The 14,603-nt window shown below is 41.6% G+C and carries 16 protein-coding genes and 1 pseudogene; 14 read left to right on the top strand and 3 right to left on the bottom strand.

Annotated features, from left to right (window positions below; all coding sequences use genetic code 11):
* The first annotated feature begins 31 nt into the window (after positions 1–31).
* From ASU35_RS12860 to ASU35_RS12830, 9 genes are all read left to right on the top strand, one after another.
* Positions 32–364, top strand: a complete 333-nt coding sequence (locus tag ASU35_RS12860; protein ID WP_058353404.1) for an STAS domain-containing protein — start codon at positions 32–34, stop codon at positions 362–364.
* Positions 365–386: 22 nt separating this feature from the next.
* Positions 387–803, top strand: a complete 417-nt coding sequence (spoIIAB, locus tag ASU35_RS12855) for an anti-sigma F factor (protein ID WP_058353403.1) — start codon at positions 387–389, stop codon at positions 801–803.
* Positions 804–813: 10 nt separating this feature from the next.
* Positions 814–1,530 (top strand): SigF/SigG family RNA polymerase sporulation sigma factor, encoded by a 717-nt coding sequence (locus ASU35_RS12850; RefSeq protein ID WP_058353402.1) that lies wholly within the window; start codon positions 814–816, stop codon positions 1,528–1,530.
* A 77-nt stretch (positions 1,531–1,607) separates the two neighbouring features.
* Positions 1,608–1,739, top strand: coding sequence for a hypothetical protein (locus ASU35_RS20505; protein ID WP_147525444.1), 132 nt, complete (start codon positions 1,608–1,610; stop codon positions 1,737–1,739).
* Positions 1,736–2,368, top strand: a complete 633-nt coding sequence (locus ASU35_RS12845) for a stage V sporulation protein AA (protein ID WP_058353401.1) — start codon at positions 1,736–1,738, stop codon at positions 2,366–2,368. The genes ASU35_RS20505 and ASU35_RS12845 overlap by 4 nt, the downstream gene beginning before the upstream one ends.
* Positions 2,358–2,771, top strand: coding sequence for a stage V sporulation protein AB (locus ASU35_RS12840; protein WP_058353400.1), 414 nt, complete (start codon positions 2,358–2,360; stop codon positions 2,769–2,771). The genes ASU35_RS12845 and ASU35_RS12840 overlap by 11 nt, the downstream gene beginning before the upstream one ends.
* 25 nt (positions 2,772–2,796) lie before the next feature.
* Positions 2,797–3,285 (top strand): SpoVA/SpoVAEb family sporulation membrane protein, encoded by a 489-nt coding sequence (locus tag ASU35_RS12835; RefSeq protein ID WP_058353399.1) that lies wholly within the window; start codon positions 2,797–2,799, stop codon positions 3,283–3,285.
* Positions 3,286–3,336: 51 nt separating this feature from the next.
* Positions 3,337–3,483 carry a hypothetical protein gene (locus ASU35_RS19350; protein ID WP_156059428.1) on the top strand — a complete coding sequence of 49 codons (147 nt, stop codon included), beginning with the start codon at positions 3,337–3,339 and terminating at the stop codon, positions 3,481–3,483.
* A gap of 310 nt (positions 3,484–3,793) precedes the next feature.
* Positions 3,794–4,732: a DUF6788 family protein gene (locus ASU35_RS12830; RefSeq protein ID WP_058353398.1), complete on the top strand. Its 939-nt coding sequence runs from the start codon at positions 3,794–3,796 to the stop codon at positions 4,730–4,732.
* Positions 4,733–4,960: 228 nt separating this feature from the next.
* On the opposite strand, the gene ASU35_RS12825 is transcribed toward ASU35_RS12830, so the two are convergent.
* The gene (locus ASU35_RS12825; RefSeq protein ID WP_058353397.1) at positions 4,961–6,154 is read right to left on the bottom strand and encodes a coenzyme F420-0:L-glutamate ligase; all 1,194 of its coding nucleotides are present in this window, start codon (positions 6,152–6,154) and stop codon (positions 4,961–4,963) included.
* A 158-nt stretch (positions 6,155–6,312) separates the two neighbouring features.
* Between ASU35_RS12825 and pgmB the strand changes: the two genes are divergently transcribed.
* The 5 genes and pseudogenes from pgmB to purH all read left to right on the top strand — a co-directional run bounded on the left by pgmB (position 6,313) and on the right by purH (position 12,639).
* Entirely contained in the window at positions 6,313–6,963 is a 651-nt protein-coding gene (gene pgmB / locus ASU35_RS12820; protein ID WP_058353396.1) for a beta-phosphoglucomutase, read from the top strand.
* A 15-nt stretch (positions 6,964–6,978) separates the two neighbouring features.
* Positions 6,979–8,394: pseudogene (gene pyk, locus ASU35_RS12815) on the top strand (pyruvate kinase); the annotation flags it as partial.
* A 24-nt stretch (positions 8,395–8,418) separates the two neighbouring features.
* Positions 8,419–8,919, top strand: a complete 501-nt coding sequence (locus tag ASU35_RS12810) for a DUF5721 family protein (RefSeq protein WP_058353394.1) — start codon at positions 8,419–8,421, stop codon at positions 8,917–8,919.
* Positions 8,920–9,030: 111 nt separating this feature from the next.
* Positions 9,031–11,022 (top strand): molecular chaperone HtpG, encoded by a 1,992-nt coding sequence (htpG, locus tag ASU35_RS12805; RefSeq protein ID WP_058353393.1) that lies wholly within the window; start codon positions 9,031–9,033, stop codon positions 11,020–11,022.
* A 39-nt stretch (positions 11,023–11,061) separates the two neighbouring features.
* Complete coding sequence (purH, locus tag ASU35_RS12800) at positions 11,062–12,639, top strand: bifunctional phosphoribosylaminoimidazolecarboxamide formyltransferase/IMP cyclohydrolase (RefSeq protein WP_242861285.1); 1,578 nt, start codon at positions 11,062–11,064, stop codon at positions 12,637–12,639.
* Between the two features lie 73 nt (positions 12,640–12,712).
* Here purH and hflC read toward each other — a convergent pair whose 3' ends face one another.
* Both hflC and hflK read right to left on the bottom strand, forming a co-directional pair.
* Entirely contained in the window at positions 12,713–13,594 is an 882-nt protein-coding gene (gene hflC, locus ASU35_RS12795; RefSeq protein WP_058353392.1) for a protease modulator HflC, read from the bottom strand.
* A complete protein-coding gene (hflK, locus tag ASU35_RS12790; protein ID WP_083504298.1) occupies positions 13,594–14,598 on the bottom strand; it encodes an FtsH protease activity modulator HflK in 1,005 nt (334 codons plus the stop codon). Before hflK ends, hflC begins: the two co-directional genes overlap by 1 nt.
* Positions 14,599–14,603 lie beyond the last annotated feature (5 nt).

The following is a 14,603-nucleotide window of genomic DNA, read 5'->3' as shown; positions in this document are numbered from 1 at the left end:
CACTGCGGCGGTATAGAAAGGAAGATAAAAAATGGAAACTTTTGAATTGAAAAAAGGCTGTCTGATTATCCATATTCGGGACGAGCTGGATCATCACCGTGCTATGCTTCTTAGGGCAGAGGCTGACCGGAAAATTGAAAAGGAGGGGGCAAAGCATGTAATTTTTGATTTTACGGGAGTGCCCTTTATGGATAGCTCCGGCATCGGTATGGTGATGGGAAGATATAAAAAGGTTATCTTTACCGGGGGACGGGCCTTTGTAACAGGAGTAGGACCGGGAGTAGACCGCATATTTCGGATTTCGGGTTTGTATAAAATCATCGAAAAATATGACAGTGTAGAGAAGATACTGGAAAATTTATAGCTTTATTTTGGAGGATAAGAAAATGAATCGAAATGAAATTTATCTGGAGATGGAAAGCATCTCGGAAAATGAAAGCTTTGCAAGAATTGTAGTAGCGGCCTTTATTACCAGACTCAATCCCACGCTGGAGCAGCTGGCTGATATCAAAACGGCAGTTTCTGAGGCAGTGACAAATGCAATTATTCACGGCTATGGAGAAAAAGAGGGAAAGATAAAGCTAAAGTGCCAGATAGAGGGCCGTGAGCTAAGACTTTGGGTCATAGATGATGGCGTTGGCATTTCTGATGTAAAAAAGGCAATGGAACCTTTGTATACGACGAGACCGGAGTGGGAACGGTCTGGTATGGGCTTTACCTTTATGGAAACCTTTATGGACCATCTGGAGGTAGAGTCAAAGCCTAAGGAGGGTACTACCGTTTATATGGTAAAGCAGCTGTAGGAGGGTGAAAATGGATACTCTTGCGTTAATTCAACGGGCGAGAGAAGGAGATAAAGTTGCAAGAGATAAAGTGATTACAGAAAATATGGCCTTAGTGTGGAGCATCGTGAGGCGTTTTACCAACCGGGGGCAGGATCCACAGGATTTGTTTCAAATCGGAAGTATTGGTCTTATGAAGGCTGTGGACAAGTTTGACGGAAGCTTTCAGGTCCAGTTTTCGACCTACGCTGTGCCGATGATCAGCGGGGAAATCAAGCGTTTTCTGCGGGACGATGGAATGATGAAGGTAAGCCGCTCCTTAAAGGAAAACGGCTGGAAAATAAGGCAGGCGGGAGAAGTCCTATCCCAACGGCTAGGGAGAGATGCGACCTTAAAGGAAATAGCAGAAGAGACCAAGCTTTCGATAGAAGATATTGTTATGGCTTTGGAGGCAAACGGAGAAGTGGAATCCATATACAAATCGGTTTATCAGGGAGACGGCAATGAAATCTGCCTGGTGGACAAGCTTCCAGAGCCAAAAAATGAAGGAGAGCGGCTCTTAAACCGAATGGTTTTAAAACAGCTCCTTGATAATCTGGGAGAGAAGGAGAAAAAATTGATTTCTATGCGGTATTTTGAGGAGCGAACCCAGACAGAGGTGGCAAAGGAGCTGGGGATATCCCAGGTGCAGGTAAGCCGTCTGGAAAAGAAAATTTTAGGCAGCATGAGAAAGGAATTTATGCAATAATTGAAAAAATTACCAGTATAGCAGTTTATTTACAGCTTCATACTACTCTTAGGAAATGATAGAAAAGGGGCAATTGTATGAGCAAACAAAGAAAAAGAATTCTCTGGGTAGCAGTCGTAGTGTTTTTTGTTTTACTCGGAGCGGTGATCTATGCAGATACGGTATCTGGAAGAGATAAAATGCCGGGAGGAGTGTTTGTCTGTCTATGAGAGAAGCAACTCTTTATTTAAAACTGGAGCAGAGTACCGATATTTTAAACAAAAAAATATTTCTCCGTGATTTGGGTACCATTTTGTGTTCGGATAAAAAGATTGAGGATGAAGTAAAGGAAATGCTGTTGTATACAGTAACGGCCAAGGAAAGTACCAAATACATTTTCTCAATTATGAAGGTAATTGAACTCATTGAAAAACGGTTTCCGGGAGTGCTGGTAGTGAATCTGGGAGAAAAGGATTTTATTATTAACTATATTGCTCCTGGAAAGAAACCACCGAAGGCCTGGGAATGGGTAAAAGCGGCTTTTGTTGGTATGATTGCCTTTTTCGGCTCTGCTTTCTCTATTATGACCTTTAATGAAGATGTTAGTGTTTCTGATGTATTTGATAAGATTTATTTTCTGGTGACAGGAAGTAAGAGTACGGGTGGTACTGTAGCAGAGCTTGGATATTGTGTAGGCCTTGCAATCGGAATCTTGGTATTTTTTAATCATTTTTCCCGGAAGAAGATACAAAAGGACCCTACACCGATTCAAATCCAGATGCGAAGCTATGAAACGGATATTAACGATGCCTTGATAAAGGATGCACAACGGGAGGGAAAGAGCATTGATGCTGGTTAAAAATGTATTGCTTTTTCTGATAGCAGCGGCAGGAGGCGGCGTTGTATCAGGTGGTGTTTTTGCTTTGATAAGCCTCATCGGTGTTTTTCCTCAGCTGGCCTCACGGACAGCAACTGCTACGCATATTGCGGCTTATGAAAGCTGCATCATCTGGGGCGGTATTGCAGGGAATGTGATTTCTGTTTTTGAATGGGGGATACCGGGTGGCAAACCGATACTTTTAGTGTTTGGATTGTTTTGCGGCATATATATAGGATGCTTTGCAATGGCTCTGGCAGAAATTCTTAAGGTAATACCGATATTTGCGGAGCGGGCAAGGCTGGTACAGGGAATCCCCTATATTGTTTTGGCGATTGCAGCAGGAAAGGCCCTTGGAAGCTATTATCAGATGTTCTGGCCATAAATGGCTGCAGGAAGGAGGAAATGAAATGGCAGATAAGCCGGATATACAGGAAATATTAAATGAAACAGATGAAAGCAAGAAGAAGAAAAAATACAATGCTTATGTAAAAGAAATGACGCCTACCCACTGCTGGTGGCTAAATATGATAAAGGCATTTTTGATTGGAGGTATCATCTGTACTCTGGGGCAGGCCTTTAATAACTGGTTTAAGGGTATGGGAATGAAGGAGGAAACAGCTGCCCTGTATGGTATTCTCTGCCTGATTTTTTTAAGTGTTGTACTGACTGGACTTCAGCTGTATCAAAGGCTGGCGAAGTTTGGCGGTGCGGGAACAGTAGTTCCGATTACCGGTTTTGCCAATTCGGTAGCAGCACCCGCCATTGAGTTTAAGAAGGAGGGACAGGTCTTTGGAATCGGTTGCAAGATATTTACCATTGCAGGCCCTGTAATCCTTTATGGTATTTTTAGCTCCTGGGTGCTGGGAGTTATCTATTGGGTGCTTAAATGGTTTTAGATGGAAATGGAATAGAGGTATCCGAATTTTGTTATTTCGGTGGATGGTACTGTGATACATCTGGGTGGAGCCAAACAGACAGAGCTTATGGCTTTGTTGGTAGACCGTGCACAGGCGGGACTTAGCAGCGGTGAGGCGATTTCGTGTCTGTGGCCGGATGGCCGGCAGATGAGAGTACGCAGATTTTATATCGTGTAACCTTCCACCGTTTGATGGAGGCACTAAGAACAGCAGGAATTGAACAAATACTTTATTCTGTAGGACGGAAAAATATATTCGTACAGAACAGATAAATTGCGACTTGTATCGTATCTTAGAAGGAGAGGTTGAGGCGGTGCAAAACTATGGTGGAGAGTATATGAAGGATTACTCGTGGTCAGAAGCAAGAATTGCACAGCTTTTGATAAAGAATATGTCATAAAAGTTCTCTAAAAATATATTGATACTTAGGGAACTTTTGCTTATAATAAATTATATAAAAGTTCCCTAAAAGAAAGAGGCGGAAGAAATGGGTGCAAATTATTCGGAAATTCAAGAGCTGTTGCAGCAGCGAGCGGATATACAGGCAAGAATCAACTTAATTCCATATGATGGTAATCCGGAAATAAAAGAAGTGAGTGGTGCAAAGTATTTATATATCCGCAAACGTGTGGCAGGTAAACTGACATCTACTTATGTGGATACATATTCAGATGAACTGTATCAGTTGCTTTTGCGTAATGCAAAAGAGCGTAAAGACTTAAATAAATCAATCCGTAAAATCAATAAAGAATTAGCGACACTTGGTTATGAAGATAAAGAACTCTCGACAAGAGTTTTGCAGAATTTAGATTTTGCAAGAGCTAATATGAAAGCAAATATCTACGATCAGGCAGTATTGGAAGGGGTTGCGACATCATTTCCACAGACAGAAGATATTATTGAGAATGGACAAGTGAATGGTGTATCGGCAACGGATGTGCAGAAGATTCTTAATCTGAAACATGCGTGGGAGTTTATTTTGGATAGAGATGTAATCCAAAGTGAAAGCAACTACTATATGCTTTGTCATATTGCAAAGCTGGTAAATGAAGGATTTTTTTATGATGGTGGTCGTATTCGTGGGATCCCGGTACAAATCGGTGGAACAAGTTATGTGCCGCCATTACCTATCGAATCCGTAGTCATTGAGCGAATTGATGAAATACGAACGCAGGACAAAGAACCGATAGATATAGCGATTGAATTATGTATGTACTGTATGAAAACACAGGTATTCAAGGATGGGAATAAGAGGGCATCTGTAATATTTGCAAATCATTATTTAATTGCACAAGGAATGGGATTTTTGGTAATACCGGAAATGGATGTATCAGAGTTCAAGACATTACTTGTGGAGTACTATGAGGGTGCACCATTAGAAATTATTGGACAGTTTTTGCGTGAAAAATGTTGGAAGAATTTTTAGGGGCTATAATGTTGACATAGGTATGGTTGAGTATAGTTATTGAACTAAAGATAAACGGAAGGTTCAGAAACAGTTAGAGGTTGATTTTGTATGTAATCAATCTTGAATACAGGCGAATATACGGCTGTCAAAGTAACAGTAAAATAAACAGGTAATATAAAAATATCCTCTTGGATTATGCCAAAACAGGCAGGAATCCAGGAGGATATTTTATATAAAGAAAATCTATTATTCTGTTGTGAAATTGTCAAAATAACCCTGAATCAGGATAACAGGAGTTCCCTTGTCACCGGAACCGGAGGTTAAGTCACATAAGGAACCGATTAAATCGGTCAGCTGTCTTGGAGTAGTACCCTGGGAAGCCATATTTCCTACAAGGTTGTCCTGCTTGGATTTAATGCTATTGGAGATAGCTTCCTTCAATGCAGCTCCGCTTAAGCTGGCAAAATCATTATCAGCCAGGTATTTAAGCTTTAATTCGTTTGGTGTACCAATGAGACCATCTGTAAAGGCTGGAGATACCACCGGATCAGCAAGCTCCCAGATTTTGCCCTGTGGATCCTTGAAAGCACCATCACCGTATACCATAACCTCAACGTGCTTACCGGTCTTTTCTAAAATAGCAGACTGGATATCCAGCACGAGGTCTTTGCACTCATTGGGGAAGAGCTTAATCTTGTCCTCGGTAGATTTATTGGAGCCTAAAAGGCCGTATTTTGTGTTGTAGCCACTGCCATTGACAGGTGTATTTAAAATATCATCCAGACCGCATACTACCCTGGCACCAGCATTTTTCAAAAGACGCTTGGTGCGGACTCTGGTGTGGATATCGCAGTTAATGACACAGTCTGTGTAATCAAGAATAGTCTTTGCCTGATTGGAAAAAATAACCTCTACTTCAGCACCGGCTTCTTTAATAATATCGGAATAATAGGAAACATAGTCGATGCCGGTAAATTCATGCTTATTTTCACCAAATAATTCACGGTATTTTTCCAGAGTTAAAACATCGGAATAAGGGTTGACGCCTGCTTCATCAAGCTGGTCATAGGTGAGAAGGGCGTTACCTACTTCATCCCTTGGATAGCTTAACATCAGTACAACCTTTTTGCATCCCATGGCGATACCCTTCAGGTTGATAGCAAATCGGTTACGGGATAAAATAGGGAAGATAACACCAACGGTTTCTCCACCCAGCTTTGCTTTTACATCAGCGGCAATAGCATCGATGGATGCATAGTTACCCTGAGCACGGGCAACGATAGATTCTGTAAGGGCAATGACATCTCTGTCCCTAAGCTCAAAGCCTTCGCTTTTAGCAGCCTCTAAGACGCTGTCAACGGTGATAGCTACCAGATTATCACCTTCGCGGATAATTGGGCAACGGATACCTCTTGAAACTGTACCAACTCTTCTTTCCATTTACATACCTCTTTTCATTTATATAAATACAAGCCGATATTATTATACATGAATATTGACTGGATAGGAAGAGAAAAATAAAAAAATATTTTTCTATCTATCATAGAGAGGGTAAAAGTGATATAATAGGAGCGATAAAGAGGAAAGGTGGAAAGAGAATGCACAAAGGATTATTGTTTGACCTGGATGGTGTTATTGTGGACACCGCAAAGTACCATTATCTGGCATGGAAGGAAATCGCTGATGAGCTTGGGATTGATTTTACAGAGCAGGATAATGAAAGACTTAAGGGAGTAAGTAGAATGCAGTCCTTTGAAATTGTTCTGGAGGTGGGCGGTAAAACCATGTCTCGGGAAGAAAAAGAACAGTATTGTGAAAAGAAAAATGAGGTTTATCTTACCTATATACGTAAACTGAAAGAGAGTGAAATACTGCCGGGGATAAGAGCATTTTTGGAGGATGTTAAGGAAAAAGGCTATAAAATTGCCCTTGGCTCAGCAAGTAAAAATTCGAGATTGATTTTAGACAGGCTTCATCTTACAGAAATTTTTGATGAAATTATAGACGGAACGAAAACAAGCAAGGCAAAGCCAGATCCGGAGATATTTGTGCTGGGAGCTAAGGCCTTGGGCTTTGCCTGTGAGGAGTGTATTGTCTTTGAGGATGCAAAGGCCGGTATTGAAGCTGCTCATGCAGGTGGTATGCAGGCAGTAGGCATCGGAAGCCGCTCCCGGCTTCCGGAGGCAGATTTTAATATACCGGGCTTTGCAGACATGGAAATAGAAGCGATAGAAAAAGCATTAAACTAAAAAAGGAGAAAATATATGAGAAAGACAAAGATTATATGTACCCTGGGACCATCTACCGATAACGAAGAGGTACTACGGCAGCTTATGGAATCTGGTATGAATGTGGCAAGATTCAATTTTTCCCACGCAGATTATGAGGAGCATTTAAACAGACTAAAGATGCTAAAGAGATTGAGAAACGAGCTGGGACTTCCGGTAGCAGCTCTTCTGGATACAAAGGGACCGGAGATTCGTATTAAAAAGTTTGAAAAGGATAAGATTACACTGACCCAGGGACAGGAATTTATCCTGACGACAGAGGATATTATCGGGGACGAGACAAAGGTTTCTGTAACCTATGGGGATTTGCCAAAGGATGTAGCTGAGGGCTTTCGTATCCTGATTGACGATGGCCTGGTGGAGATGGTAGTTAAAGAAAAGACGGATACAGAGGTTTTGTGTGAAGTAAAGAATGATGGTGTTATTTCCAATAATAAGGGAGTTAATCTGCCAGATTCCCAGATTTCCATGCCTTTTATCAGTGAAAAGGATAGAGAAGATATTATTTTTGCAGCAAAGAATGGATATGATTTTATTGCGGCTTCCTTTACAAGAAGTGCTTCGGACATCCAGGAGGTACGTCAGATTCTTAAGGAGCATAATGGAGAAGGAATCCAGATTATTGCTAAGATTGAAAATATGCAGGGTGTTGATAATATCGACGAGATTATTAAGGCAGCAGACGGTATCATGATTGCCCGTGGAGATATGGGGGTAGAGATACCGGGAGAAGAGGTGCCGGTGCTTCAGAAAAAGATTATCAAGCTGGTATATAATGCAGGAAAGCCGGTTATTACAGCGACCCAGATGCTGGATTCCATGATTAAAAATCCTCGTCCGACCAGAGCAGAGGCGACAGATGTGGCAAATGCAATTTATGATGGAACCAGTGCGATTATGCTATCAGGAGAAACTGCTGCCGGCAAATATCCGGTACAGGCTCTGCAGACGATGGTACGGATTGCAGAACGGACGGAAGAGGATATTGATTATAAAAAGCGGTTTCGTGCAATGGGAACTTCAGAAAAACCAGATGTGACAGAGGCTATTTCCCACGCAACCTGTACGACGGCTCACGATTTGAATGCCAAGGCGATTATTACAGTTACAAAATCCGGCAGAACAGCGAGAAAGATTTCTAAATGCAGGCCGGAATGTATGATTCTCGGCTGTGCAATGCATCCGCAGGTTTGGAGGCAGTTAAACCTATCCTGGGGTGTAGTACCACTTCACATCCGGGAGGAGCAGGATGCCTTTGAACTTTTTGACCATGCTCTTAAGGAGGCTATGGATAAGGGACTGGTAAAGGAAGGCGATTTGACGGTTATTACGGCAGGTCTTCCTCTTGGAATTTCAGGAACCTCTAATCTGATTAAGGTACAGACTGCCGGAGAAAAGTATATGGGATGGTAAAGGATGATAGCACTAAAGATATTGGATGTAAAGGAGTTTATGGCTAAGCTTCTGATAAAGAGAGTTTTTGATAACTTTCTGCTTTCAGAGGCAGAGCTTTTATGTGGCTGTTCCTATGTAATCAATGGAAGAAGAAATAAGGACTGGTATTCCGGGGAGGAGCTTTTAGAGCTTTCTGAGCCGGATTATATGTGCTTTTCAGAGCAGAGACCTTTTTTGTATCAGCTGATTAAAGGGAAAAAAACTCCTCAGAGTATGAAGCTTATACTACTTTTATCCAGGGAGAATGTACGAAAAATTCTGGAGCGGATCGGTCGTGGAGCAGAGGCTGATTCCATAGAGGGGCTGTTTTTGAATATCCGCTATGAAAAGGGAGAGGTAAAACTGATTACCGGGAGCTCTTTTAAGGTATTTACCCTGGATAAAACCATTGAGCGGGAATGGGATGACAGTTTGAAGGTATTTTTAAGACATTATGAAATTGCCTTTGAGGAAATTTCTTAATGTATTAGCACTCAATGAAGTTGAGTGCTAATTTTTTCTTGACAATTAGAAATAACCGTATTAATATAAGATTTAGTGAAAGAAACGTAAATGAGAAAAGGAGTGGTAAACATGGCAATGGAAAAAGGAAGTCTTTCCATTAATTCTGAAAATATTTTCCCAATTATCAAGAAGTGGTTGTATTCTGACCATGATATTTTTGTTAGAGAGCTGATTTCTAACGGCTGTGATGCGATTACAAAGATGAAGAAGCTTGAGCTGATGGGAGAATATGCAATCCCGGAGGACAATAAGTTCCGGATCTTAGTTGAGGTAAATCCGGAGGAAAAGACCTTAAGCTTTACCGATAATGGTATTGGTATGACGGGAGATGAAGTAAAGGAGTATATTAATCAGATTGCCTTCTCCGGGGCAGCTGATTTCCTGGAGAAATATAAGGATAAGGCCAATGAAGAGCAGATTATCGGGCATTTTGGACTAGGCTTCTATTCTGCTTTCATGGTAGCAGACAAGGTTACCATTGATACACTCTCCTGGCAGTCCGGAGCGAAGCCAGTACACTGGGAGTCTGAGGGTGGTACTGAGTTTGAGATGGAAGAAGGCGATAAGGATTCCATCGGTACTAAAATTGTATTATACCTGAATGAGGACAGCTATGAGTTTTCTAATGAATACCGCATGCGTGAGGTCATTGAAAAATACTGTTCCTTTATGCCGGTAGAGATTTTCCTTTCCAAAGCAAATGCAGAGCCAGAGTATGAAACGATTGATGCTTCCGAGATTCGTGAGGACGACGAGGTCATTGAGAATATTGTAGAGGAGGCAAAGACCGAGGAAAAAGAGAATGAAAATGGAGAAAAGGAGATTGTAGAGGTTTCTCCACGGAAGGAAAAGGCTAAGATTAAGAAACGTCCGGTATCCTTAAGTGATACCACACCACTTTGGAACAAGCATCCAAATGAGTGTACCGAAGAAGAGTACAAGGAATTTTACAGAAATGTATTCCACGACTATAAAGAGCCTTTATTCTGGATTCATCTGAATATGGATTATCCGTTTAACTTAAAGGGTATTTTATATTTCCCTAAGCTGAATACAGAATATGATAATCTGGAGGGCGTTATTAAGCTGTATAACAACCAGGTATTTATCGCAGATAATATTAAGGAAGTTATTCCGGAATTTCTGATGCTGTTAAAGGGTGTTATTGACTGTCCGGATTTACCGTTAAATGTATCCAGAAGTGCTCTGCAGAATGACGGCTTTGTGAAGAAGATTTCCGATTATATTACGAAGAAGGTAGCTGACAAGCTGTCTGGCATGTACAAGGTAGACCGGGAAAATTATGAAAAATACTGGGATGATATCAGTCCATTTATCAAGTATGGTTGCTTAAAGGATGATAAGTTCCGTGAAAAGATGAAGGATTTCATTATCTTTAAAAATCTGGAGGAAAAATATATTACTCTGCCAGAGTATGTCGAGGCTGCAAAGGAAAAGGACATTGTATATTATGTGACCGACTTACAGCAGCAGAGTCAGTATATCAATATGTTTAAGGAAGAGGGCATTGATGCACTGATTCTGACACACAACATTGACCAGCCATTTATTACCCAGTTAGAGCAGGGTGATTTAAAGGTACGTTTCCAGAGAATTGATGCAGACATTACCGATACCTTTAAGGAGGAGATTCCAGAGGAGGAGTTAAAGGCGGATACCGATGCCTTGACAGAAATCTTTAAAAAGGCTCTGGGTAAGGAAAATCTGACAGTTAAGGTAGAAAAGCTGAAAAATGCAGAGGTTTCTTCTATGATTACTCTGTCTGAGGAAAGCAGACGTATGCAGGATATGATGCGGATGTATTCCATGGGTGGAGGCTTTGACCCGGCTATGTTTGGTGGTAGTGGTGAAACTCTGGTGCTGAATGCAAATAATGCCCTGGTTCAGTATATCCTGGCAAATAAAGAGGGTAATCATACAGATATGATTTGTAACCAGCTCTATGACCTGGCTATGTTAAGCCACAGACCACTGGATGCAGAGGCTATGACTAAGTTTATTGCACGAAGCAATGAAATAATGATGCTTCTCACGAAATAAAGATGAATAGACTGTGTGATGTACCAGGCGGTTTTCTTTATGTTTACAGAAAAGGAGAATAATATGAGAGCATTAATCAGCGTATCTGACAAAACAGGAATTGTTGAATTTGCAAAGGAGCTTACCAAGCTTGGAGTAGAGATTATTTCTACCGGTGGAACCTATGGAAAATTAAAGGAAGAAGGTATTGCTGCCATTGAAATTTCCGAGCTGACAGGCTTTCCGGAGTGTTTGGACGGACGTGTAAAGACCCTGCATCCAATGGTACATGCCGGACTTCTGGCCATGAGAAGCAAGCCGGAGCATATGAAGCAGCTGGCAGATTTAAATATTGAGACAATTGATATGGTAGTTGTAAACCTGTATCCTTTTAAGGCAACCATCTTAAAGGATGGTGTTACCCGGGCTGAGGCAGTAGAAAACATTGATATCGGAGGACCTACCATGCTCCGCTCTGCAGCTAAAAACTACCAGGATGTTACTGTTGTAGTTGACCCGGCAGATTATGAAACTGTTCTTTCTGAGTTAAAGGAAAATAAAGAGGTTTCTCTGGATACCAAGTTTTATCTGATGCAGAAGGTGTTTATGCATACCTCAAATTATGATACGATGATTGCAGATTATTTAAAGAAGGAAAGAGAGGACTACAGCCTTCCGGAAACGCTTACGATGACCTTTGAAAAGGTGCAGGATATGCGGTATGGTGAGAATCCTCATCAGCAGGCGGCCTTCTATCGTGAGATTGGAAAGAAGACAGGCTCCTTAGTGGATGCAAAGCAGTTAAATGGAAAGGAATTGTCCTTCAACAATATTAACGATACGAATGGTGCTCTGGAGCTGCTAAAGGAATTTACTGAGCCTACGGTAGTAGCCTGCAAGCATGGAAATCCTTGTGGTGTTGGCAGTGCCGAAAATATCTTTGATGCATGGACTAAGGCCTTCCAGGCAGATAAGGTATCTATCTTTGGTGGTATTGTAGTTGTAAACCGTGAGGTAACAAAGGAAGCTGCTGAAGAGATGGATAAGATTTTCCTGGAGGTTATCGTAGCTCCTTCTTATGAAAAGGAGGCTTTGGAAATCCTTTGTACGAAAAAGAATCTCCGTGTACTGGAGCTTCCGGGCATTGAGGTTCCTCAGAATGAGCATGCCTATGACTTAAAGAAGGTAAATGGCGGATTGATTGTACAGACCATCGACAGCAAGCTGTTAAAGGAAGAGGAATTAAAGATTGTGACAGACCGGGCTCCAAGTGAGAAGGAAATGGAGGATATGCGGTTTGCATGGAGAGTTGTAAAATATGTAAAATCCAATGGGATTGCGATTGCAAAGGATAAACAGACTGTTGGTATCGGACCTGGACAGGTAAATCGTATCTGGGCTGCAAAGCAGTGCTTTGACCATGCTGCTGAGCTGATTGGAAAGGATGCAACCAGGGGCTGTGTACTGGCCTCTGACGCCTTTTTCCCATTTGATGACTGCGTAGAAGCAGCTCATGAGGCTGGAATTACTGCAATTATTCAGCCGGGGGGCTCTATCCGTGACGAGGATTCCATTAAAAAATGTAACGAATATGGAATTGCAATGGTATTTACCGGTATGAGACATTTCAGACATTAAGAAAAGACAGATATTAGAAAAAACAGCAGGGGCTGTGATTTACAGCTCCTGCTGTTTTTTCTATTGGTAAAGCTTATTCTATTGTAGTAAAAATCTGTGTAATCGGCGAATCCTTGGAAAGAATCAAAGTCTTGTTATCACCGGTCATAGTAGCCTTAGCTGCATCGAGAGAACGGACAAAGGTGTAAAAATCAGCCTTATCCTTGCTGTTATAGGCTTTAGAAAGAATTTTCATATATTCAGACTCGCCTTCAGCAATGATTTTCTCGGCCTGTGCCTCTGCTTCGGATACTTTTACTTCAATGGAGGTATCAGTGTCGGTTTTTATTTTTTTAGCCTCTGAATTACCCTCAGCCTCGTACTGGGCAGCGATATTGTTACGCTCGGAAATCATTCGCTCATAAACTGCGGTCTTGTTGGCATCAGGTAAGTCCAGATGCTTAGTTTCCACTGCTGTCAGTTCAATACCATACTGCTCCGGTGTTGCTCCGATATTCCTTTGGATTGCTTCCGATAATTCGCCATCCCTGCCGCTGATAACATCAGCCTGGGCCATACTACTGATTACGTTTTTAATTGAATTGTATACAATAGTATTGATACGGGATTCCGCATTCCCTACCTGACCATTTAAGGAACGGACAAATTTCTGTACATCAGTGATTCTCCAGAGAACAAAGCTGTCGCAGACCATAGTTTTTTTGTCCTTGGTAATGACATCAGAAATCGGCAGGTCATACAGCTGGACATTCTTTGGAAGAGACTGGGTTGACTGGATAAAAGGTACCTTAAAGGAAAGTCCGGCGGTATTTACAATTTTTACAATCTTTCCAAATTCACGGATAATTTTGTATTCATCCTGCCGGGTTACTACCATAGAGCTTCCCAGCAAAATGACTAAAAGAAGTGCCGCAAAGGGCAGAAGAATTCCGGATACTATTTTTCTTTTTTTCATCAGTTTCCCTCCCCTTCTGTTTTGGTTTCTGTTTGTGCCGTTGCCTGATTTTGTACCATGCTGCCTAAGAAGTTATCCAGAATAACGGTCTGGGTGGTGCCGTCGCCATTGTCAATGACTACCTTTAAGTCAGGTAGAATTTTCTCCATGGTCTCATAGAACATTCGCTGCTTGGTAATCAGCGGATACTTTTTATATTCATTGTAAAGCTCTTCAAAACGGGCTACCTGACCGGTTGCCTCATTAATGCGGGCACTTTTTTTGGCTTCGGCCTCCTTTAAGATTTTATCAATTTTTGCTTCAGCAGCAGGGAGCTGCTCATTTTTGTACTTGGTAGCCTTGTTGATAGCCGTTTCCTTTTGCTGTTTGGCAGTTTCTACGGCCTTGAAGGCATCGGAAACCTCAGCAGTTGGTGGCTCTGCATCCTGAATTGTGATATTTACCAGCTGGATTCCCAGGTCTTCCTCCTCCAGACGCTTAATGAGCTTTTCCTTAATTTCAGCCTGAATTTCATTTTTCCCGGTGGTAATAACGTCATCCACCTTATAAAGGCCGATGGTATCACGGATGTAGCTCATGGCAAGGGCCTTTAATATCATCTGCGGAGAAGAGGAGTTGTAAAGGTATTTTACAGGGTCTCCAATCCGGTATTCAATGTAAAAATCTACGTTCACAAAGTTATAATCGTTTGTAATCATAAGGGATTCATCATCAATGCTTTCTCCACTTTCCGGTCTATAGCCGATAGCAAAGCCCATGATAGCAGTTGGAAGCTTATGTATCTGTTGGATAAATGGTATTTTGAAGTGCATACCGGAGGTTGTGACTGTCTGTGGAACACCAAAGGTAGTCACAACGGCCTGCTCCTGATCCTTTAAGGTATAAAAGGAATTGAACAGACAGACAATAATAAATAAAATGGCAAAAAAAGCAAGAAAAGCTATTTTTACATGTTTAAAAATACCGGGCTTTTTTTGCGGAGTAAACTCCTGTGTAGTTTCCATAAAGA

Origin of the sequence: Acetivibrio ethanolgignens, from assembly GCF_001461035.1 — a bacterium.
Taxonomy (GTDB): Bacteria; Bacillota; Clostridia; order Lachnospirales; family Lachnospiraceae; genus Velocimicrobium; species Velocimicrobium ethanolgignens.
The sequence above is the reverse complement of the archived record's forward strand: the minus strand, read 5'-3'. Positions and strand labels throughout refer to the sequence as shown.